The 21,875-nt window shown below is 61.4% G+C and carries 16 protein-coding genes; 11 read left to right on the forward strand and 5 right to left on the reverse strand.

Annotated features, from left to right (window positions below; genetic code table 11):
- Positions 1–19: 19 nt before the first annotated feature.
- Positions 20–1,954, reverse strand: a complete 1,935-nt coding sequence (locus tag AB4P90_RS27305; RefSeq protein ID WP_224796996.1) for a BCCT family transporter — start codon at positions 1,952–1,954, stop codon at positions 20–22.
- Positions 1,955–2,343: 389 nt separating this feature from the next.
- On the opposite strand from AB4P90_RS27305, the gene betI reads away from it, so the two are divergent.
- The 10 genes from betI (at position 2,344) to yccS (ending at position 17,048) form a co-directional block, all read left to right on the forward strand.
- On the forward strand, positions 2,344–2,937 hold the full coding sequence (gene betI / locus AB4P90_RS27310) for a transcriptional regulator BetI (RefSeq protein WP_003194919.1): 594 nt from the start codon (positions 2,344–2,346) through the stop codon (positions 2,935–2,937).
- A gap of 110 nt (positions 2,938–3,047) precedes the next feature.
- Positions 3,048–4,520: a betaine-aldehyde dehydrogenase gene (gene betB, locus AB4P90_RS27315; RefSeq protein ID WP_014720261.1), complete on the forward strand. Its 1,473-nt coding sequence runs from the start codon at positions 3,048–3,050 to the stop codon at positions 4,518–4,520.
- A 169-nt stretch (positions 4,521–4,689) separates the two neighbouring features.
- Positions 4,690–6,393, forward strand: a complete 1,704-nt coding sequence (gene betA, locus AB4P90_RS27320) for a choline dehydrogenase (RefSeq protein ID WP_395605509.1) — start codon at positions 4,690–4,692, stop codon at positions 6,391–6,393.
- Between the two features lie 351 nt (positions 6,394–6,744).
- Positions 6,745–8,187 (forward strand): TldD/PmbA family protein, encoded by a 1,443-nt coding sequence (locus tag AB4P90_RS27325; protein WP_019817459.1) that lies wholly within the window; start codon positions 6,745–6,747, stop codon positions 8,185–8,187.
- A complete protein-coding gene (locus AB4P90_RS27330) occupies positions 8,187–9,503 on the forward strand; it encodes a TldD/PmbA family protein (RefSeq protein WP_395605510.1) in 1,317 nt (438 codons plus the stop codon). The genes AB4P90_RS27325 and AB4P90_RS27330 overlap by 1 nt, the downstream gene beginning before the upstream one ends.
- A 72-nt stretch (positions 9,504–9,575) precedes the next feature.
- Positions 9,576–10,466, forward strand: a complete 891-nt coding sequence (locus AB4P90_RS27335) for an alpha/beta fold hydrolase (protein WP_058410799.1) — start codon at positions 9,576–9,578, stop codon at positions 10,464–10,466.
- Between the two features lie 36 nt (positions 10,467–10,502).
- Positions 10,503–11,930, forward strand: a complete 1,428-nt coding sequence (mdtD, locus tag AB4P90_RS27340) for a multidrug transporter subunit MdtD (RefSeq protein WP_014720266.1) — start codon at positions 10,503–10,505, stop codon at positions 11,928–11,930.
- Between the two features lie 130 nt (positions 11,931–12,060).
- Positions 12,061–13,398, forward strand: a complete 1,338-nt coding sequence (gene dbpA, locus AB4P90_RS27345; protein ID WP_229999345.1) for an ATP-dependent RNA helicase DbpA — start codon at positions 12,061–12,063, stop codon at positions 13,396–13,398.
- Positions 13,399–13,548: 150 nt separating this feature from the next.
- On the forward strand, positions 13,549–14,727 hold the full coding sequence (locus AB4P90_RS27350; protein WP_102665931.1) for an NAD(P)/FAD-dependent oxidoreductase: 1,179 nt from the start codon (positions 13,549–13,551) through the stop codon (positions 14,725–14,727).
- Positions 14,728–14,864: 137 nt separating this feature from the next.
- On the forward strand, positions 14,865–17,048 hold the full coding sequence (gene yccS / locus AB4P90_RS27355) for a YccS family putative transporter (protein WP_019817463.1): 2,184 nt from the start codon (positions 14,865–14,867) through the stop codon (positions 17,046–17,048).
- Positions 17,049–17,154: 106 nt separating this feature from the next.
- Here yccS and AB4P90_RS27360 read toward each other — a convergent pair whose 3' ends face one another.
- Positions 17,155–17,892, reverse strand: coding sequence for an ABC transporter substrate-binding protein (locus AB4P90_RS27360; RefSeq protein ID WP_014720270.1), 738 nt, complete (start codon positions 17,890–17,892; stop codon positions 17,155–17,157).
- 197 nt (positions 17,893–18,089) lie between these two features.
- Between AB4P90_RS27360 and AB4P90_RS27365 the strand changes: the two genes are divergently transcribed.
- On the forward strand, positions 18,090–18,542 hold the full coding sequence (locus tag AB4P90_RS27365) for a GNAT family N-acetyltransferase (protein WP_014720271.1): 453 nt from the start codon (positions 18,090–18,092) through the stop codon (positions 18,540–18,542).
- A gap of 98 nt (positions 18,543–18,640) precedes the next feature.
- Here the strand turns inward: AB4P90_RS27365 and AB4P90_RS27370 are convergent, their stop codons facing one another.
- From AB4P90_RS27370 to AB4P90_RS27380, 3 genes are read right to left on the reverse strand one after another with little or no spacing between them, the layout of a single operon-like run.
- A complete protein-coding gene (locus AB4P90_RS27370) occupies positions 18,641–18,937 on the reverse strand; it encodes a helix-turn-helix domain-containing protein (RefSeq protein ID WP_014720272.1) in 297 nt (98 codons plus the stop codon).
- Positions 18,938–18,954: 17 nt separating this feature from the next.
- Complete coding sequence (locus AB4P90_RS27375; RefSeq protein ID WP_014720273.1) at positions 18,955–19,455, reverse strand: M48 family metallopeptidase; 501 nt, start codon at positions 19,453–19,455, stop codon at positions 18,955–18,957.
- A 42-nt stretch (positions 19,456–19,497) separates the two neighbouring features.
- Complete coding sequence (locus tag AB4P90_RS27380; RefSeq protein ID WP_014720274.1) at positions 19,498–21,603, reverse strand: bifunctional diguanylate cyclase/phosphodiesterase; 2,106 nt, start codon at positions 21,601–21,603, stop codon at positions 19,498–19,500.
- Positions 21,604–21,875: the final 272 nt, after the last annotated feature.

The following is a 21,875-nucleotide window of genomic DNA, read 5'->3' on the forward strand; positions in this document are numbered from 1 at the left end:
GGCGCCGCCAGCTCAACTATCAGCTATAGACCCGGCCAAGGAGCTGCCGATGGCTTTCAAACTGATCGAGCACATCCCGGGTGATCTGTTCCTGGGTGAAGCCCATCAGGTCATACTCCTGCGGCCCGTTGTGCAGGTACACCTCGGCACGGTAGTAACGGGTGCGCTCTTCCTCAGGCAGGTCAGCCGGCGCCGCCGAGTAGCCATCCAGGCTCACTTCGTAGACAAACGGGTTACCCTCGTCCATCTCGATCCGCACGCCGATGCAGCGTTTGGATTTGCCCAGCAGGGTCTGCACTTCCAGGCCCTGATCACGCAACGCACTCGCGGCTTCTTCCAACGCCGGCGTTACGTGCTTGTCCATAAAGCGCTGCACGGTGGCCTGGCTCGGTTGCAGGTCCAGGGCGCTCAAGCGCTCGCTGAAACCACGACGCCCGCGTTCAGCCAATTGCGCCTGCTCCTGTTCGATGGCCACGTCCTGGCGCATGGCCTTGTGCAAACCGAACATAAAGAACACCAGCACCACCGAGAACGGCAGCCCCGCCAGCACCACCATGGTTTGCATGGCTTCGAAGTTACCGGCAAACAGCAGACCGATGGTCACCAGGGTGATCACCGCCGACCAGAAGATACGCAACCAGTGCGGCGCATCTTCATCCACGTTGCCGCCCTTGCAGGACAGGTTGGCCATCATCACCGCGCCGGAATCCGCCGGGGTCAGGAACAGCACAAAGCCCACGAAGATCGACACGCCGATCACCACTTTCGACGCCGGGTAATGCTCAAGCAGTTGGTAGATGGCCATGGACGGTTGTTCCAGCGCCGTCTTGCCCAACTCCACCGCCCCATGGTTCAACACCAGGTCCAGGGCCGAGTTGCCGAAGATCGACAGCCACGCCAGGGTAAAGCCCAGCGGGATCAGCAATACGCCAGCCACCAGCTCGCGCACGGTACGACCACGGGAAATACGCGCGATGAACATGCCCACAAATGGCGCCCAGGAAATCCACCAGGCCCAGTAGAACAGAGTCCACAGACCCATCCAGCGTTCGGTCTTGGCACCGTCGCCTTCGTACACATACAGGTCGAAGGTTTTCAGCACGATACCGTTGAGGTAATCACCGGTGTTCTGCACCAGGCCATTGAGCAGGTGCAAGGTAGGGCCGAACAACAGCACGAAGATCAGCAAACCGCTGAACAGCACGATGTTGAGGTTGGACAGGCGGCGAATACCGTTTTCCACACCCGACACGGCGGCAATGGTCGCCACGGTGCTCATCACGATGATCACGATCAGCAGGTTGGTATTGCTGTGCTCCATGCCGAACAGGTTTTCCAGCCCCGACGACACCTGCATCGAGCCGATCCCCAGGTTGGTCACCAGCCCCAGCAGGGTCACGAACATGCCGAAACCGTCTACCGCGTGGCCGGCCGCGCCCTTCACCCAACGCTCGCCCACCAGCGGGTACAGCGCCGAACGCAGTGCCAGCGGTTGGTTGTGACGGTACGCAAAGTACGCCACGGCCAGGCCGACCAGCGCATAGATCGCCCAGCCGTGCAGGCCCCAATGCAGGAAGGTCAGTTGCAGCGCCTGGCGTGCCGCGCCATTGCTGGCGGCAGCGCCTTCGGGCGGGTTGAAGTAGTGGTCCAACGGCTCGGACGCACCGAAATACAACAGCGAGATGCCGATACCGGACGAGAACAACATGCCGGCCCAGGCGCCATAGCTGAAGTCTGGGGTATCGTCCTTCGCACCCAGCTTAAGTTTCCCATAGGACGAAAACGCCAGGCCGACCACAAACACCAGGTAGGCGGCGATGACCACCATGTAGTACCAGCCAAAGCTTTTCGACAGCCAGGCCTGTGCGACACCGAGCAGGCGCCCGGCCTCCTGCGGGGCGACGATCAGAATGGCGGTCAACAACAAAATCAGCGCGGTGGAGGTGTAGAACACCCAACCGTTGACCCGGACCTTTTCCGGTGGGGTCTTTATAAGAGAGGCAGAACTCATGGCGCAGATGCTCCAGGCAGTGCGAGAGAGAAACACAAGGCAACGGTTATCCCGGGACATCGATTTTTCGGCAGTCGACGGACGGGTGTTATAAAGACACCCCAAAATTCTTGAGCCCGCCTAAGCGGTGATCAGGCTCTGAAGTGGCCTGTTTCAAGGGTTTTTGCAGGTGTCGAAGGTTGCGGCTCGCAGGTAGGAAACATCTGTAGGCAGCGACCATTTGTCGCAGATCTTATTCTTTGTTGATTGAACGTTCAATCAAAACAAAATAGACTGGCCCTCAAGCCGACGGACGTGGATCGCCCATCGGCAGGCCTAAGGAGAGGTGCTACATGCCCAAGGTCGGTATGCAACCCATACGCCGCCAGCAGTTGATCGAAGCCACGTTGACGGCCATCGATCGGGTCGGGATGGGAGATGCCAGCATTGCGCTGATCGCCCGTCTGGCCGGCGTCTCGAACGGCATCATCAGCCACTACTTTCAGGACAAGAACGGCCTGATCGCAGCGACGATGCGCTACCTGATGAATGCGCTGATCGAGAACGTGCAAGAACGCAGGCGTGCCTTGAAGGATGACAGCCCACGGGCGCACCTTCAGGTGATCATCGAAGGCAACTTCGACGCCAGCCAGGTCAACGGCCCGGCAATGAAAACCTGGCTGGCCTTCTGGGCCACCAGCATGCACCACCCGTCATTGCACAGGTTGCAGCGGATCAACGATCAACGTCTGTATTCCAACCTGTGCTGCCAGTTCCGCCGAGTGCTGCCGCTGCCGCACGCACGCAAAGCAGCCCGAGGCCTGGCGGCCCTGATCGACGGTTTGTGGTTGCGCGGCGCCCTGTCGGGAGACGCTTTCGACACGGAGCAGGCGCAACGGATCGCTTACGAATACATGGATTTCCAATTGGCCAAGCAGGTGAGTTAGAGCACACATAACCGCTCAACCCCTGAACGTCCGCCGCTCAGTGTTGCCACACCCCCATGGCCCACTGTTCGGCGGGTAACGCCAACCACTTATGCACTTGCGAGGACTTTATGGCCCGTTTCGACCTGCAAAAACTCTACATTGACGGCGGCTACAGCGACGCTGGCAGCGATGCCACCTTCGAAGCCATCAACCCGGCTAACGGTGAAGTTCTCGCCCAAGTGCAACGCGCCACCAAAGATGACGTTGAACGTGCCGTGGTCAGCGCTGAAAAAGGCCAGAAAATCTGGGCCGCCATGACCGCCATGGAGCGTTCGCGCATCCTGCGTCGTGCCGTGGACATCCTGCGCGAGCGCAACGATGAACTGGCCGCCCTGGAAACCCTGGACACCGGTAAAGCCTTCTCGGAAACCAAGTACGTCGACATCGTCACCGGCGCTGACGTGCTGGAATACTACGCCGGCCTGGTGCCAGCCATCGAAGGTGAGCAGATCCCACTGCGCGACACTTCCTTCGTCTACACCCGCCGCGAGCCACTGGGCGTAGTCGCCGGTATCGGCGCGTGGAACTACCCGATCCAGATCGCCCTGTGGAAATCCGCACCGGCCCTGGCCGCCGGTAACGCGATGATCTTCAAGCCAAGCGAAGTCACCTCGCTGACCACTCTGAAACTGGCCGAGATCTACACCGAGGCTGGCGTTCCAGCGGGCGTGTTCAACGTACTGACCGGCAGCGGCCGTGAAGTCGGCACCTGGCTGACCGAGCACCCACGCATCGAAAAAGTCTCCTTCACCGGCGGCACCGACACCGGCAAGAAAGTCATGGCCAGCGCGTCGAGTTCCTCGCTCAAGGACGTGACCATGGAGCTGGGCGGCAAGTCCCCGCTGATCATTTTCGACGATGCCGACCTCGACCGCGCCGCCGACACCGCCATGATGGCCAACTTCTACAGCTCCGGTCAGGTCTGCACCAACGGCACCCGCGTGTTCGTGCCCAAGCACCTGCAAGCCGCGTTCGAAGCCAAGATCGTTGAGCGTGTGGCGCGTATTCGCATCGGCAACCCGGAAGACGAAAACACCAACTTCGGCCCGCTGGTCAGCTTCGCCCACATGGAAAGCGTGCTGGGCTACATCGCCAAAGGCAAAGAGCAAGGCGCCCGCCTGCTGTGCGGCGGCGACCGCCTGACCGAGGGTGACTTCGCCAAAGGCGCCTTCGTGGCTCCGACCGTGTTCACCGACTGCACCGATGACATGGTGATCGTGCGTGAAGAAATCTTCGGCCCGGTGATGAGCATCCTCACCTACGAAACCGAAGAAGAAGTGATCCGCCGCGCCAACGACACCGACTTCGGCCTGGCCGCTGGCCTGGTCACCAAGGACCTGAACCGCGCCCACCGCGTGATTCATCAACTGGAAGCCGGTATCTGCTGGATCAACGCCTGGGGCGAGTCCGACGCGAAGATGCCGGTTGGCGGCTACAAGCAGTCGGGCGTGGGCCGTGAGAACGGCATCAGCTCGCTGAACAACTTCACCCGCATCAAATCGGTACAGGTTGAATTGGGCGATTACGCCTCGGTGTTCTAACACCCGAGCCTTGTATTGCCCGTGAGGCCATCGCGGCGGTGCGACGACTCGACAAGCCCGGCTCCCACATTTGTTCTGTGTGAACCCGATCAAATGTGGGAGCTGGTTTGCCTGCGATCGAGTGCTAAGCACTCGCCAGACCTGACCACACTTCAAAGAGGGTACATTCATGTCCCAAGAATACGATTACATCATTGTGGGTGCCGGCTCTGCCGGTAACACCCTGGCGACCCGTCTGACCGAAGACGAAGGCGTCACCGTTTTGCTGCTGGAAGCCGGTGGCCCCGACTACCGCCTCGACTTCCGCACCCAGATGCCAGCCGCCCTGGCCTTCCCGCTGCAAGGCCGCCGCTACAACTGGGCCTACGAAACCGATCCAGAGCCACACATGGACGGCCGCCGGATGGAATGCGGGCGCGGCAAGGGCCTGGGTGGCTCTTCCCTGATCAACGGCATGTGCTACATCCGCGGCAACGCCATGGACTACGACAACTGGTCGAAGCTGCCGGGCCTGGAAGACTGGACCTACCTGGACTGCCTGCCGTATTTCTGCAAAGCCGAAACCCGCGACATCGGCCCCAACGATTGGCACGGTGGCGACGGCCCGGTCAGCGTGACCACGCCGAAAGCGGGCAACAACCCGCTGTTCCACGCCATGGTTGAAGCGGGCGTACAGGCCGGTTACCCACGTACCGAAGACTTGAACGGCTACCAGCAAGAAGGCTTCGGCCCGATGGACCGTACCGTCACGCCGAACGGCCGTCGCGCCAGCACCGCACGCGGTTACCTGGACACGGCAAAAAAGCGTTCGACCCTGACCATCGTCACCCATGCCCTCACTGACAAAGTGTTGTTCGAAGGCAAGCGTGCGGTCGGTGTGCGTTACCTGATCGGCGCCGCCGAAGAGCGTGTTGAAGCCCGTGCGCGCAAAGAAGTGCTGGTGTGCAGCGGCGCAATCGCTTCGCCGCAACTGCTGCAACGCTCCGGTGTCGGCCCGGCCAAACTGCTGGAAAGCCTCGATATCCCGGTGGTCCACGACCTGCCGGGCGTGGGTGAAAACCTGCAGGACCACCTTGAGCTGTACCTGCAATACGCGTGCACCCAGCCAGTGTCGCTGTACCCGTCGCTGCTCTGGTACAACCAGCCGGCAATTGGTGCCGAATGGCTGTTCAACGGCACCGGCATCGGCGCCAGCAACCAGTTCGAAGCGGGCGGTTTCATTCGTACCCGCGAAGAGTTCGAGTGGCCGAACATCCAGTACCACTTCCTGCCGGTGGCGATTAACTACAACGGCAGCAACGGTGTGAAAGAGCACGGTTTCCAGGCGCACATGGGCTCCATGCGTTCGCCAAGCCGTGGCCGTATCCAGCTGAAGTCGAAGAACCCACGGGACTACCCGAGCATCCTCTTCAACTACATGGCCACCGAGCAGGACTGGCAGGAGTTCCGCGACGGCATCCGCCTGACCCGTGAAATCATGCAGCAGCCGGCACTGGACCCGTACCGTGGCCGCGAAATCAGCCCGGGTATCGAAGTGCAAACCGATGAGCAGTTGGACAAGTTCATCCGCGAGCACGCCGAGACCGCGTTCCACCCGTCCTGCTCGTGCAAGATGGGCACCGACGAGATGGCCGTAGTCGATGGCGAAGGCCGCGTACATGGTATGCAGGGCTTGCGGGTGGTCGATGCCTCGATCATGCCGATCATCACCACCGGCAACCTGAACGCGCCAACGATCATGATCGCCGAGAAAATCGCCGACAAGATCCGTGGCCGCAAGCCGCTGCCGCGCAGCACTGCGGATTACTACGTGGCAGGCGATGCGCCGGTGCGTGGCAAGCCGTTGCGTGAAGTGGGGCCGTTGGCGCAGTAACTCCAGCACCGCGGCGCCTGCATCGCAGGCAAGCCAGCTCCCACAGTTGACCGAGTTCGCCTGAACAACTCGGTCAACTGTGGGAGCCGGGCTTGCCCGCGATGAGGCCCGACCAGACACCGCAAAATTACCCGCCGACACTTTCCTTGATGATCGTTCCCACGCTCCGCGTGGGAACGCATCCTGTGATGCTCTGCGTCACGCCCTTCAAGAGCGGACGCAGAGCGTCCAGGGTGGCATTCCCACGCAGAGCGTGGGAACGATCACACAACAAAACCTTCCTTGATCAGCTCCTCGCCCAGGCCTACTCTGTTTGCCTGCCCGCGCCGAGCCGCCCACAAGGAAGGCCCCATGTTCGAACACCACGCCACGCTCAAGAAACACTTCGGTGCCCTGCGCACCACCGCCGAATTTTTCTCCCTGCGCTACGTGCGCGAATCCGGCCAGTACCTGTCGGTACGCAAGAACGTCGCCGAGCCGCCTCACCTGGGCCATGATGAAGGCGCCATGCTCACCGTGCGTCTCAACGGCGTGGAAGCCTACGCCGCGACCAACGATATTTCCCTTGCCGGTCTGCAGGCCGCCCTTGAGCGCGCTGAACAACAAGCCAGGCTTATCAAGCCCCACGCCCTGCTCGACCTGCACCAGCAACCGGTGTCCAGCGACGTCGCCGACTACCTGTCGCCCGACCTCGACCAGCCCTTCCCGTCCCTGAGCGACTGCTACCAATTGCTCGGCGATGAGTCCGCCGCCGTGCCCAAGGATGAGCGCCTGGTGAGCTGGGAAGTCAGCCTGGGGACCACGCGGGTTGAACAGATCTACCTCAACAGCGCCGGCGCCCAATTGCGTCAGGCCCAGCGCTTTGTCTTTCCGGGCCTGAGTGTGACCGCCTTCGACGGCAACGACAGCCAGACCCGTACCCTGGGCGGTACCAACTTCGGCCAGCAAGGCAGTGCCGGGGTGATCCAGCGTTTTGGCCTAGTGGGCGCCGCCCGCAAGGTGGCCGACGAAGCCCTGCAATTGCTGCTCGCACCGAATACGCCCCACGGCCCCCGTGACCTGCTGCTGATGCCCGACCAGATGATCCTGCAGATCCACGAGTCCATCGGCCATCCGCTGGAGCTGGATCGCATCCTCGGTGACGAGCGCAATTACGCCGGCACCAGTTTTGTGAAAGCCAGCGATTTCGGCCACCTGCAATATGGCTCGCCGCTGCTCAACGTCACCTTCGACCCGGACATCCCCGAACAGCTTGCCAGCTACGCTCATGACGACGACGGCACGCCTGCCAGCAAGCAATTTCTGATTCGCGAGGGCCTGCTGCTCAAACCCTTGGGCGGGGCCTTATCGCAATTTCGCGCCAACCTGCCAGGCGTCGCCAACAGCCGCGCTTGCGGCTGGAACCGTGCACCCATCGACCGCATGGCCAACCTGAATATCGAGCCTGGGGATAAAAGCCTCGCGCAATTGGTGGGCGGCATTGAGAGCGGCATCCTGATGTCGACCAACCGCTCGTGGTCCATCGACGATGCGCGCAACAAGTTCCAGTTCGGCTGCGAGTGGGGCCAGTTAATCGAAAACGGCGAGCTCAAAGGCGTGGTGAAGAACCCCAACTACCGGGCGATTTCCGCGCAGTTCTGGCGCAAGCTCAGCGCGGTGGGCGACGCCAGCACCTTCAAGGTCTTGGGCACGCCGAACTGCGGCAAGGGCGAACCCAACCAGGTGATCCGTGTCGGCCATGCGTCGCCGGCCTGTGTATTCAGCAATGTGGATGTATTTGGGGGCGATGCCTGATGAACCATTTCAAGGCACTGGTGGACTGGCTCAAGCAGGCGGTCACCGATCAAGAACACTTTCAACTCGGCTACGCGGATGAAGCGTCCGAGTTCGTGCGCTTCAACCACGCGCAGGTACGCCAGGCCGGGCAGGTACAACAGGCCAGCCTGAACCTCAAGCTGATCAACGATGGGCGCCACGCCGACCTGGGTATCACCCTGTCCGGCGAGGCGCAGCTGGATCGCCAGCGCCTGGCGAATGGCCTGCAACAACTGCGCGAAACCTTGCCGCTGTTGCCGCCTGACCCGTACCTGCTGCTGAACCCCGACGCCTGGCACAACCATAACGAACAGCTGCGCCCGCTGCCGGAACTGGCCCAAGTGCTGGACGATATCAGCCGGGCCGCCGATGGCGTGGACCTGGTTGGCTTCTACGCCGCCGGCCCGATCAGCCGCGGTTTCGCCAGCTCATCGGGGGCGTTCGGCTGGCACCGGGCTAACAGCTTCAATTTCGACTTCAGCCTGTTCCACGCCAATGGCGAAGCGGTAAAAGCCAGCTACGCCGGGCACACCTGGAACAGCGTCGAATTCGCCGCCCGTTTCCAACAGGCCCGTGAGCAACTGGCGTTTCTCGGTCGCCCGCTCCACACCCTGGCACCCGGCCAATACCGCGCCTACCTGGCGCCGGCAGCGCTGGAAGAAATCATCAGCATCATCACCTGGGGTGGTTTTTCGGCCCAGGCCATCGCGAGCAAAGGCAGTTCGTTGCAACGCCTGTACGCGGGTGATCAGTCACTGAGCCCGCTGGTGACGGTGGATGAGCAGATCAGCGGCTCCCTGAGCCAGGCGTTTTCCACTGAAGGCTACCCGCGCAAGGATGTCACCCTGATCAACGCAGGCAAGGCCGAGGGCCAGTTGATCAACTCTCGCAGCGCCGCCGAATACGGCTTGAGCACCAACGGCGCCAGCAGCGACGAGTCGCCCAGCGCCTTGCAAATGGCCGCAGGCAACCTGGCCCAGGCCGATATTCTCAAGCAGTTGGGCACAGGGCTGTATATCAGCAACCTCTGGTACCTGAACTACTCCGACCTGCCGGCAGCGCGCCTGACCGGCATGACGCGCTTTGCGACCTTCTGGGTGGAGAATGGCGAAATCAAGGCACCGGTCAGCACCATGCGCTTTGATGACAGTGTTTACAGCCTGCTTGGCTCACAGCTTGAAGCGTTGACCACTGATCGAGAACTGCTGCTGTCGCCCAGTACCTACAGCCAGCGTAATACTGCCTCCAATCTATTGCCGGGAGCCTTGATCAAGCGTTTGACCCTGACCTTATAAATCTTGCCACCCGCCCACGTGCCTGCACGTGATGCATGACCTTGCCTGGACTGGGCAAGCTGGAGTCTTGAGATGAACCATGGAAGTTTCGTCATAGAAAAACTGTTCAAGCAATACAACGTTCACGTGGAGCAACTGGGTAACGACCCACATAGAAAAACCGTACTGATGGTCAATGGCGCGTTATCCACCACGCGCTCCTTTGCCCGTACCAGCAAATGCCTGGCCGAGCACTTCAATGTGCTGCTGTTCGACTTGCCCTTCTCTGGCTTGTCACGCGAGCACAACACCGAACTCGACCTGGTCACCAAGGACGACGAGGTGCAAATCCTGCGTGCCTTGGTGGATCGCTTTGAGGTCAACCATCTAGTCTCGGCCTCCTGGGGCGGCATCTCCACGCTGTTGACCCTGGCGCATAACCCGCCCTCCATCGAAAGCTCGGTGGTGATGGCGCTGGCGCCCAACCTCAACCAGGCGATGCTGGAGTATGTCGAGCGTGTGCGTGTGCTGATCGAGGCCGATGACAAGTCGGCGGTCGGCCATCTGCTCAACGAAACGGTTGGCAAATACCTGTCGCCGCGCCTCAAGCGCAACAACCATCGGCACCTGTCGACCATGGCCACCACCGAGTACCGCCAGGCGCGCTTTCATATCCATCAAGTGTTGGCCTTGGGTGATGGCAATTACCTGCCGGCGCTCAAGCAGATTGAAACACCGGTGCACTTTCTCAACGGCGCACTGGACGAATACACGCCGGCCGACGAGGCCCAGCTGTTCAAACACTACGTAGGCCGCAGCAGCTTTGCGGTGGCCGAACACACCGGCCATCTGCTCGACCTGGAGTCCCGCGAATCCGCGCTGGCAGTGCATCGGGCGTTGCTGGATTTCCTGGTGGGCGAACATGTGACACTGTCAGATATAGACGAACCGCCAGTGGGAAAAGGCGCGACGGATGGCGCATAATCGCCGACACATAGCCTGCTAATTAAAAGGGATCCCATGCCGAATCGTGCCCCTCTCGATGCCAAGACCGCCCGCTGGCTCCCCTGGGTGGTAGCGATTGCCTTCTTCATGCAGTCGCTGGACGGGACGATTCTCAACACCGCGCTACCGGCCATGGCGCAGGACCTCGCGGAAAACCCGCTGCGCATGCAAGGGGTGGTGATCGCCTACATGCTCACCGTTGCCTTGCTGATTCCGGCGTCGGGCTGGATCGCTGACCGCTTTGGCACCAAGAAGATTTTCTTTGGCGCGATCATGCTGTTCAGCATCGGGTCGCTGCTGTGTGCGCTGTCCAGTAGCTTGAGCATGCTGGTGGGCGCACGGGTGATCCAGGGCCTGGGCGGTGCGCTGATGCTGCCGGTCGGGCGGCTGGTGGTACTACGGGCTTATCCACGCTCCGAGCTGGTGCGGATCATGGGCTTCATCACAATTCCAGGCCTGCTCGGCCCCTTGCTTGGCCCGACAATGGGCGGCTGGATGGTGCAATACCTGACCTGGCACTGGATCTTCCTGATCAACCTGCCGGTGGGCATGATCGGCTGCTACGCCGTGTGGAAATTCATCCCCGACCTGCGCGGCAGCGAGCGCACGCGCTTCGACGGCCTGGGCTTTCTGCTGTTCGGCGCGGCGATGGTGTTGATCACCATCGCCATGGAAGGCCTGGGCGAACTGCACCTGCCGCATCTGCGCGTGATATTGCTGCTGTTCGGCGGGTTCGCCTGCCTGGCGGCGTACTGGCTGCGCGCCGGGCACATCGACAACCCGCTGTTCTCGCCGGTGCTGTTCAAGACGCGCACCTTTGCCGTGGGGATCCTCGGCAACCTGTTTGCGCGCCTGGGCAGCGGCGCACTGCCGTTCCTGGTGCCGCTGCTGTTACAAGTGGCGCTGGGCTATTCGCCGTCAGAAGCCGGCATGAGCATGCTGCCGCTGGCGGCGGCGGCAATGTTCGCCAAATCCATCGCGCGCCCGCTTATCGAGCGCCTCGGCTACCGCATCGTCCTGACCGGCAACACCCTGGCCCTGGGCCTGATGCTGGCGAGCATGGGCCTGGTCAGCGAACAAACGCCCTACCCGCTGCTGTTGGCCATGCTGGCGGTACTGGGGGCCATCAACTCCCTGCAATTTACCGCGATGAACACCGTCACCCTGATCGACCTCGACGACGCCCAGGCCAGCAGCGGCAACAGCTTGCTGTCGGTGGTGGCGCAGCTGTCCCTCAGCCTCGGCGTGGCCTGTGCCGGCGCGTTGCTTGGCGGGTTTACTGCCGAGGCCGGCAATGACGGTGTGGAAAGTGTCCTCGGCGCGTTCCAGCTGACCTTCCTCACCGTGGGCATCATGGCGATGCTGGCGGCGGCGATCTTCCTGCAACTGTCGCCTAAAGACGGCAAACGGGTGGTCAGCCGCGAGCACGATATCGAGCACTAACGGGCGTCTCGTCGAGAACTTGCGAGGAAAATCCCACGAGACTGGTACACTGCGCGACATTTTGTTTTGCAGAGCCAGTCCCGTGACTACCATCGCCACCGCTTTTAATACTTTGCCCCTGTCCGCCGCCATGCTGGCTAACCTCGACTCGCTGGGTTACGTCGAGATGACGCAGATCCAGGCGCAAAGCTTGCCGGTGATCCTCAAAGGGCTGGACCTCATTGCCCAGGCCAAGACCGGCAGCGGCAAGACTGCCGCATTCGGCATCGGCCTGCTGAACCCGATCAACCCGCGCTACTTCGGTTGCCAGGCGCTGGTGATGTGCCCGACCCGTGAGCTGGCCGACCAGGTCGCCAAGGAAATCCGCCGCCTGGCCCGTGCCGAAGACAACATCAAGGTACTGACCCTGTGCGGCGGCGTGTCCCTCGGCCCGCAGATCGCCTCCCTGGAGCATGGCGCCCACGTTATTGTCGGCACCCCGGGACGCATCCAGCAGCACCTGCGTAAAGGTTCTCTGGTGCTGGACGGCTTGAACACCCTGATTCTCGACGAAGCCGACCGCATGCTCGACATGGGCTTCTACGACGCCATCGAAGACATCATCAGCAAGACCCCACCGCGCCGCCAGACCCTGCTGTTCTCGGCCACCTACCCGGTGAGCATCAAGCAACTGGCCTCCAAGTTCATGCGTGCGCCTCAGCAAGTGAAAGCCGAAGCGTTCCACTCCGACGACCAGATCGAACAACGCTTCTACGAGATCTCCCCGGAAGAGCGCATGGACGCCGTGACCAAGGTGCTGGCGCACTTCCGCCCGGCCTCCTGCGTGGCGTTCTGCTTTACCAAGCAGCAAGTGCAGGAAACCGTCGACCACCTGACGTCCAAGGGCATTTCCGCTGTTGGCCTGCATGGTGACCTGGAACAGCGCGACCGTGACCAGGTACTGGCGATGTTTGCCAACCGCAGCACCTCGGTGCTGGTGGCCACCGACGTCGCCGCCCGTGGCCTGGACATCGACGCCCTGGACATGGTGATCAACGTCGAACTGGCCCGCGACTCGGAAATTCACATCCACCGTGTAGGCCGTACCGGCCGTGCCGGTGAGACCGGCATCGCCATCAGCCTGGTGGCGCCGTCCGAAGCCCACCGCGCCCAGGCCATCGAGCAACTGCAGAAGTCGCCGCTGAACTGGGACCAACTGGACAACCTCAAGCCGCAAAGCGGTGGCCCGCTGTTGCCGCAGATGAGCACCCTGTGCATCGCTGCCGGGCGTAAGGACAAGGTTCGCCCAGGCGACATCCTCGGCGCATTGACCGGTGAAGCCGGCATTCCGGGTGCCCAGGTCGGCAAGATCGCTATCTTTGATTTCCAGGCCTTCGTGGCCGTGGAACGCGGCATCGCCAAGCAGGCGTTGCAGCGTTTGAATGACGGCAAGATCAAAGGCCGTTCGCTGCGCGTGCGCATTTTGTAATAACACCGAGTTCCCATTACAGGAACCGAATGAATGTGGGAGCTGGCTTGCCTGCGATAGCGACGGTGAATCCACTACCGCTATCGCAGGCAAGCCAGCTCCCACAGGGTTGATGGCATTTCAAATCAATAGTTTTGTGAGGACATGGCTGTGCGCTCGACCGAAGTTGTGATCATTGGCGCCGGCGCCGCAGGCTTGATGTGCGCGCTGACCGCCGCCGGGCGTGGGCGCAAGGTGATGTTGATCGACCACGCCAACAAGGCCGGCAAGAAAATCCTGATGTCCGGTGGCGGCCGCTGCAACTTCACCAACATGTACACCGAGCCGGCCAACTTCCTCTCGCACAACGCGCACTTCTGCAAATCGGCCCTGGCCCGTTATACACAGTGGGATTTTATCGGGCTGGTGGCCAAGCACGGCGTGCCGTACCACGAGAAGAAACTCGGCCAGCTGTTCTGCGACAACAAGTCCAGCGACATCCTCGGCATGCTGCTCGACGAGTGCATCCAGACCGGCGTGAGCCTGCACCTGGACACCTCCATCGAGGCAATCGCCAAGCTCGAAAGCGGCTATCAACTGCAAACCACCCTGGGTGAACTGCGCTGTGAATCCCTGGTGATCGCCACGGGCGGTTTGTCGATCCCGACGCTGGGCGCCACCGGTTTCGGTTACCAAGTGGCCAGGCAATTCGGCCATGAACTGCTGCCGACCCGCGCCGGGCTCGTGCCGTTCACCATCACCAACCAGCTCAAGGAGTTGTGCGGCGAGCTGTCCGGCACCTCGGTCGACTGCCTGGTGAGCTGCAACGGCCAGAGTTTTCGCGAGAACATCCTGTTCACCCATCGCGGCCTGAGCGGGCCGGCGATCTTGCAGATTTCCTCGTATTGGCACCCCGGCGACACGGTGGAAATCAACCTGCTGCCCGACCACGACGCCCATGCCTGGCTGCAACAGCAACAGGCCGAACACCCCAACAGCGAGTTGAAAACCCTGCTGGGCGAGATCTTCACCAAGAAGATGGCCAACCTGCTGGCCCAAAGCTGGTTCGAATCCAAGCCGATGAAGCAGTACACCCACGCTGAAATGGCCGATATCGCGCAAAAGCTGGGGAGCTGGCAACTGGTACCGGCCGGCACCGAGGGTTATCGCACCGCCGAGGTAACATTGGGCGGGGTGGATACGCGGGAAGTGTCGTCCAAGACCATGGAATCGCTGAAAAGCCCCGGCCTGTACTTTATCGGCGAAGTGCTGGATGTGACCGGCCACCTGGGCGGGTTCAATTTCCAGTGGGCCTGGGCCTCGGGTTACGCGGCCGCGCAATACGCCTGACCTTCATCTTGAAATGCAATCCCACAGGGGTTTTGCAGTGATCCTGAAAATTTTGCTGTCCGATTTGATCGCCACGCTTGCCGTGGCGTCATTACTGGCTCAATTTAGCGACAACGTCCCGGAAGACTCCAGACTTCATGTCATCGACCTCGTTCAAGCAGTCCATGCGGCGCCTGTGGGCGCTGGATAAATTCAGCTACAGCGTACGGGTGTTCATCGCCCTCACCGGCAGCATGGCATTGTGTTGGTACCAGGATGAAATGACGCTGCTGATCCCGCTGTTCCTGGGGATTATCGCCAGCGCCCTGGCCGAGACCGATGACAGCTGGCAAGGCCGTCTCAATGCGCTGGCGGTGACACTGGTGTGTTTCAGCATCGCCGCGCTGTCGGTAGAACTGCTGTTCCCCTACCCCTGGATATTTGCCGTCGCCCTGGCCGTGGCCAGTTTCGGCCTGACCATGCTCGGCGCACTGGGCGAACGCTATGGCGCGATTGCCTCGGCCACCTTGATTCTGTCGGTCTACACCATGATCGGCGTGGACCAGCGCGGCGGCGCCGTCACGGATTTCTGGCATGAGCCGCTGCTGCTGGTCGCCGGTGCCGCCTGGTACGGCGTGCTGTCCGTGCTGTGGCAGGCGCTGTTTTCCAACCAGCCGGTGCAGCAGAGCCTGGCGCGGTTGTTCCGCGAGCTGGGGCGTTACCTCAAGCTCAAGTCATCGTTGTTCGAACCGATCCGGCAGTTGGATGTGGAAGCGCGACGCTTGGAATTGGCCCAGCAAAATGGCCGAGTAGTGGCTGCACTGAATGCCGCGAAGGAAATCATCCTGCACCGCGTCGGCAATGGCCGACCGGGCTCGAAGGTCAGCCGCTACCTGAAACTGTACTTCCTGGCCCAGGACATCCACGAGCGCGCCAGTTCCTCCCACTACCCCTACAACGCCCTCACTGAAGCCTTCTTCCATAGCGATGTGCTGTTTCGCTGCCAGCGCTTGCTGCGCCAGCAAGGCAAGGCCTGCCAGACCCTGGCTGAGTCGATCCAACTGCGCCAACCGTTCATCTATGACGACAGCTTTGCCCAAGCCCTGGGCGACCTCAACGCGTCCCTGGAGCACCTGCGCATCCAGAGCAACCCGGCCTGGCGTGGCCTGCTGCGCTCCTTGCGCGCCCTGGCGGCCAACCTGTCCACCCTCGACCGCCTGCTGGGCGACGCCAGCAACCCCGATGCCCTGGCGGACGCCACCGACAGTAACCTGCTGGACCGCGCCCCGCGCAACCTCAAGGAAATGTGGACGCGCCTGCGCACCCAACTGACGCCCACCTCGCTGCTGTTTCGCCACGCCCTGCGCCTGTCCCTGGCGTTGACCGTCGGCTACGCCACCCTGCACGCCATTCACGCGTCTCAGGGCTACTGGATCATCCTCACCACCCTGTTCGTGTGCCAACCTAGCTACGGCGCCACCCGGCGCAAACTCGGCCAGCGGATCATCGGCACCGCCATCGGCCTCACCGTGGCCTGGGCGCTGTTTGATCTGTTCCCCAACCCAGTGGTGCAGTCGATGTTCGCTATCGCCGCGGGCCTGGTGTTCTTTATCAACCGCACCACCCGCTACACCCTGGCAACGGCGGCGATCACCCTGATGGTGCTGTTCTGCTTCAACCAGGTGGGCGATGGCTACGGGCTGTTCCTGCCGCGCCTGTTCGATACCTTGCTCGGCAGCCTGATCGCGGGCCTGGCGGTGTTCCTGTTTTTGCCGGACTGGCAAGGCCGACGCTTGAACAAAGTGCTGGCCAACACCCTGACCTGCAACAGCATCTACCTGCGCCAGATCATGCAGCAATACGCCGCCGGCAAGAGTGACGACCTGGCTTACCGCCTGGCCCGCCGCAACGCCCACAACGCCGATGCCGCGTTGTCCACCACCCTGGCGAATATGCTGATGGAGCCGGGGCACTTCCGTAAGGAAGCCGACGTGGGCTTCCGCTTCCTGGTGCTGTCTCACACCTTGCTCAGCTACTTATCCGGATTGGGTGCACACCGCGATACTCAGCTACCGACCGACGTACGCGAGCACTTGATCGAAGGCGCGGGCAACAGCCTGGCGACGAGCATCGATGAGATCGCCACCGGCCTGGCCAATAAACAGCCGATTGCGATCCAGAGTGATGCCGAGGAAGGGTTGGCGGCCGAGCTGGAGCAAATGCCCGATGAGATCGATGAGGCGCAGCGGTTGGTGCAGACGCAGTTGGCGTTGATTTGCCGGCAGTTGGGGCCGTTGCGTACGTTGGCGGCGCATCTGATCAAGGAGACCGGCGCGGCTTAGACCGCTATCGCAGGCAAGCCAGCTCCCACATTTGACCGAGTTCCAATATAAGAAGGCGGGCAAAATGTGGGAGCCGGGCTGGCCCGGGATGAGGCCCGCAAGCACGCTACATCCCATGCGCCTTCATCAAGCGCGCATAACTGCCATCAGCCTTCATCCTGGCAATCTCCCGATCAAAGCTGGCAACGATTTGCGCATGCTCGGGGTTCTTCAAACTGACCAGAATATGCAGGCTGTTCTCGCTCAACGGCTTGCCCACAAACGCCACGGCATTGCGCACCCGCGGCGACTCCCGAGCCAGGTAATAGCGCGCTACGTATTCGTCTTCCAGCGTCAACCGCACACGCCGCGCCGCGAGCATGCGCACCGCCATGGCGAAGTTGTGCACCGGTACTTTCTGTAGCTGGGTGTCTTGATCGAACGCAGCCGAGTAAGCGTAACCGCGTACCACGGCGATGGTCTCGTCGTGCAGTCGGGCCAGGTTCTGATAAACGATGTCATCGTCGCTGCGCTTGAGAAAGCGCACACGGTTAAGCAGGTACTCAGCAGAAAATTGGCCAAACTGCGTGCGGGCCTCGTCGTACCAGGCGTTGATCAGCACATCGTAGCGCCCATCGCCCACGCCCTTGAGCGCACGAGCCCAAGGCACCTGTTCAAAATCACTCGCGTACCCCGCACGAGCCAGGGCCGTGCTGACGATATCCGTGGCCAAGCCGCCATTGATCAAGGTGGCATCGGTGAATGGCGGCCAGCCATCCGCCACCAGACGCAGACGCTGTGCCAGCACTGGTTGGGCCAGTAGCAGCACTGCGATCAAAGCAACGGCACGAGTCAATCGCGGCATGCTCAAAGTCCTTGGCGGGCAGGCGGTGGCCTGATAACAGTAGCTCATCAATAAGCTTGCATTGCAGATTACACAAAGAAGCCAACGGCGCACGCACTGAATGATGGCAAATTGACGCCATTCACACATTTGTCAATTTTAGACAGCGGCGCCCGTCACGCTTACTATCCAGGCACGTCTTTATAAGAGCACACATCATGACGGTTGATTGGGTTTGCAAACATCACGACGACTTGGGCAAGGACCAGCTGTATGCCGTCCTGCGCTTGCGCAGCGAGGTATTCGTCGTCGAGCAGAAATGCGCGTATCAGGACATCGACGGGCAGGACCTGGCGGGGGACACCCACCACCTGATGGCCTGGAATGATAACGAGCTGGTGGCTTACCTGCGGCTGCTGGACCCGGAGACCCAGGGCGGCGATGTGGTGATTGGCCGCGTAATCGTTTCGCCAGCGGCACGGGGCACCGGGCTGGGGCATCAAATGCTGGAAGAGGCGCTTGAGCGTATTGAGGATATCTGGCCGCAAACGCCGATTTTTCTCTCGGCCCAGGCGCACTTGCAGGGGTATTACGGGCGGTATGGGTTTGTGGTGGCGGGTGAGGAATATCTGGAGGACGATATTCCACATATTGGTATGCGGCGCCTCTGAGGGCGCCATCGCAGGCAAGCCAGCTCCCACATTGGAACGCATTCAACTGTGGGAGCCGGGCTTGCCCGCGATAGCGTCAGTCCTGCCAAAGCCGACCTTCAGGGATAGCCCAACACCTGCTTGATCGACGCCAGATTAGCCTCGATCCACCCCCGATCAATCGCCCCCCAATCCCGAATCCGATAGCGCCCGGCATGGTGACGCGCACCGTCCTCCTGCTCGAACTCACACACAATATCCAGGTCGGCCAACGCCGCAATGGTGTCTTGGGCGGTACGCCGAGGCATGCCGGTGGCCTCGGTCAGCGCCGGGACGCTGCTGGCCAGTTGGCTGTCGATCAAGTACGCCACGTACAGGCGGCGGTAGAAGCTGCTTTTGGTCTTGCTCACATCCATGGTCAGTCGCCTTGGGGTTAGGGCTTGCCCTGCAAATCGCGCCAGGTGAGGTACACACGCAGGTCGAACTCCACCTGATGGTAGCCCGGCATCATGTATTGACAGAGTTTATAGAACGCCTTGTTGTGGTCCGACTCCTTGAAGTGCGCCAACTCGTGTACCACGATCATGCGCAGAAACTCCGGAGCCGCCTCCTTGAACAGCGAAGCGATGCGAATCTCTTTCTTGGATTTGAGATTACCGCCCTGCACCCGGGAAATCGTGGTGTGCAAACCCAAGGCACGATGGGTCAGGTCCAGGCGGTTGTCGAACAGCACCTTGTCGATAGACGGCGCGTTACGCAGGTGCTCCTGCTTCAAGGCCAGGGCATAGGCGTACAGGGCCTTGTCGCTCTGCACCCCATGGCGTTCGGGGTAGCGCTGTTCCAGGTAAGCCCCCAACTGGTCCTTGGCGATCAGTTGGCGCACTTGCTCCTGGAGCGCGGCGGGATAGGCCTGGAGGTATTTCAACGCGGTCATGGGCTCTGCAACGCAATTGGGACGGGCGCCAGTGTAGCGAATTCAAAGCGCGCGAGGGTAAGACCAGCCGGCAACGTCTTCGGCCATCAACGGCAGCGCCGCCCACGGCCCCTGGATATACGCGCAGCCATTGGCCTTTAGCCACTGTGTTTGCTCAAGGGTCTCCACGCCTTCGGCGATCACCAGCACACCAAAATGCTCACACAGTTGGATGATGCTGCGCGCCATCGCCCCATCCCGCGCCGAGCCAGGCAGGCGCGCCACTAATTGAGGGTCAAGCTTGAGGGTATCGAATGCCAGGTCGCGCAAATGGGCCAGGGAGCACTGGCCGCAGCCAAAGTCGTCCAGGGCAATCCGCACCCCGATCCGGCGCAGTAACTGGAGTTGCTTGGTAGACTCGGCAAGATTACTCATCAAGCAGTCCTCGCCGATTTCCACCTCCAGTTGCCGCCCCTCTAACCCATGCCGTTCCAGCATCTGCTGCAGTTGGTTGGCCAGGTTGGGCATGTTGAACTGGCTGCTGCTCAGGCTCACGCTCAACACCAGTTCGGGGTCGAAGGTGGCTTGCCAGGCCTGGCGCTGGGCAGCGACTTGCTGGTAGATCCAGGCACTCAACTGGTTGATCAACCGCGCCTCTTCCAGCAGCGGCAAGAACAGGCCCGGCGGCACATCGCCGACGCTGGGATGCTGCCAACGCAACAGCGCTTCGACGCCGCGCAAACGCCCGTCTTCCAGGCAAACCTGAGGCTGGTACACCAAGGTGAAGTCCTTGTTGGCAATGGCGGTACGCACACTGTCTTCCAGCATCAACCGCGAGCGGGCGCGGCCGTTCATTTCCTGGTCGTAGTAACGATACTGCTGACGGCCGGCGCGCTTGGCTTCGTACATGGCAATATCCGCCGCCCGCAGCAGGCCGCTCAAGTCCGAGCCGCAATCCGGGAAGGTCGCGATGCCGATACTGACCCCAAGCATCACCTCCAGCCCATCGACCTGCTGGCACACAGAAACCCGCTCGATGAGCTTTTCCGCGATCTTCGCCGCCTGTTCGGGAAACTCCAGCTCCAGCAACGCGGTGAACTCATCCCCGCCCATGCGCCCCAGAATGTCGTAGGAACGCAGGCACGCCTGCATTTGCTCCGAAACCCAACGCAGCACGCGATCCCCGGCGTCATGGCCCAACGTATCGTTGACCCGCTTGAAGCCATCCAGGTCCAGGTACAGCAATACCAGCGCCTGCTCGCTCCGTTCGCTGCGCAGCAACGTATTCTCCATCGCCTGATGGAAACCGCGCCGGTTCAGCAGCCCGGTCAACGGGTCGGTCACGGCCTGGAACTCCAGTTGCTGGTGCAGATGCCGTACTTCGGACATGTCCAGCACCGTCACCACCATCGCCTTCTGCTCCACAGGCAAGGGCGCGCAGGACAACGCTACCGGCACCTGCTGGCCCCGACCGGTGCGCAAAATGGCGTCGTGTTGGCGCCACGTCTCGCCCCGGCGATACGCCTCGTACATGGGGAAGCCCAACCAGGCTGGCACATGGGGCTTTTGCAGGAAACTGAGGAAACTCTCGCCCTGCAACTCAGCCATCGTCGCATTCAACAGCCGGGAAATGGCCGGGTTGGCGTACTCGATCACACTGTTTTCGCTCACCACTAAAATGCCCTCGGCGGCGTTATCCAGCACGGAGGCATTAAAAGCGCGGGCCAACTCCAGGTCATGGCTCAGGCGCTGCAAGGCACGGCGATTGCGCTGGTGCTCGAGCAACGCCTGCACCTTGGGCTTGAGGATGTGCGGGTCAAAGGGCTTGAACAGATAGTCGATCGCCCCACTGGCGTAGCCTTCAAGCACCGCGTCGGGCGAATGGGCGGTGGCGGTCAGAAAGATAATCGGCGTCATGCGCGTGCGCTGGCTGCCCCGCATCAGGCGCGCGACCTCAAAGCCGTCCATGCCCGGCATGCGCACGTCCAGCAGCACCAAGTCGACGTCATGGGCCAGCAGTAACTCCAAGGCTTCCAGGCCAGACGCAGCAGTGATCACCCGCCAGTCGTCACGCTGCAACAGCGCACGCATGCTGACGAGGTTTTCCGGGTAGTCATCGACCACCAACAGAACCGAAATTGCATCGTCGTGTTGCGGAGCGCCATCCATGCTACGTCTCTTCCTTAGGGAGCTGCACCGGTCACTTTTGCTACCAAGGCCGGATAAACACTGAGGGCTCACTCTAGCCGCGCGGCCAAAAAAGCAGAAGTGACGTGGGTGCCCTCATTGTGCCAAAGACCAGGAAGCCGACTAACGGTAAGGCCCTGTAGCCCGCGGTTCACGGGCAACATGGCTTTTTGGCATTCCTCTGACGCCAATAAATTGCCAGCAATTGTTTAACAATCTCACCCGCACCGCCTATAAAGAACCTGGAAGGCCCT

The sequence above is a fragment of the Pseudomonas sp. B16120 genome (genome assembly GCF_044218845.1).
Lineage (GTDB): Bacteria > Pseudomonadota > Gammaproteobacteria > Pseudomonadales > Pseudomonadaceae > Aquipseudomonas > Aquipseudomonas paracarnis.

What these genes read in the sequence shown, in the direction of transcription:
- betI (WP_003194919.1), top strand. Translation starts at nt 2,344, where the DNA reads ATGCCCAAGGTCGGTATGCAACCCATACGCCGCCAGCAGTTGATCGAA.
- betB (WP_014720261.1), top strand. Translation starts at nt 3,048, where the DNA reads ATGGCCCGTTTCGACCTGCAAAAACTCTACATTGACGGCGGCTACAGC.
- betA (WP_395605509.1), top strand. Translation starts at nt 4,690, where the DNA reads ATGTCCCAAGAATACGATTACATCATTGTGGGTGCCGGCTCTGCCGGT.
- AB4P90_RS27325 (WP_019817459.1), top strand. Translation starts at nt 6,745, where the DNA reads ATGTTCGAACACCACGCCACGCTCAAGAAACACTTCGGTGCCCTGCGC.
- AB4P90_RS27330 (WP_395605510.1), top strand. Translation starts at nt 8,187, where the DNA reads ATGAACCATTTCAAGGCACTGGTGGACTGGCTCAAGCAGGCGGTCACC.
- AB4P90_RS27335 (WP_058410799.1), top strand. Translation starts at nt 9,576, where the DNA reads ATGAACCATGGAAGTTTCGTCATAGAAAAACTGTTCAAGCAATACAAC.
- mdtD (WP_014720266.1), top strand. Translation starts at nt 10,503, where the DNA reads ATGCCGAATCGTGCCCCTCTCGATGCCAAGACCGCCCGCTGGCTCCCC.
- dbpA (WP_229999345.1), top strand. Translation starts at nt 12,061, where the DNA reads ATGCTGGCTAACCTCGACTCGCTGGGTTACGTCGAGATGACGCAGATC.
- yccS (WP_019817463.1), top strand. Translation starts at nt 14,865, where the DNA reads ATGTCATCGACCTCGTTCAAGCAGTCCATGCGGCGCCTGTGGGCGCTG.
- AB4P90_RS27360 (WP_014720270.1), bottom strand. Translation starts at nt 17,892, where the DNA reads ATGCCGCGATTGACTCGTGCCGTTGCTTTGATCGCAGTGCTGCTACTG.
- AB4P90_RS27365 (WP_014720271.1), top strand. Translation starts at nt 18,090, where the DNA reads ATGACGGTTGATTGGGTTTGCAAACATCACGACGACTTGGGCAAGGAC.
- AB4P90_RS27370 (WP_014720272.1), bottom strand. Translation starts at nt 18,937, where the DNA reads ATGGATGTGAGCAAGACCAAAAGCAGCTTCTACCGCCGCCTGTACGTG.
- AB4P90_RS27375 (WP_014720273.1), bottom strand. Translation starts at nt 19,455, where the DNA reads ATGACCGCGTTGAAATACCTCCAGGCCTATCCCGCCGCGCTCCAGGAG.
- AB4P90_RS27380 (WP_014720274.1), bottom strand. Translation starts at nt 21,603, where the DNA reads ATGGATGGCGCTCCGCAACACGACGATGCAATTTCGGTTCTGTTGGTG.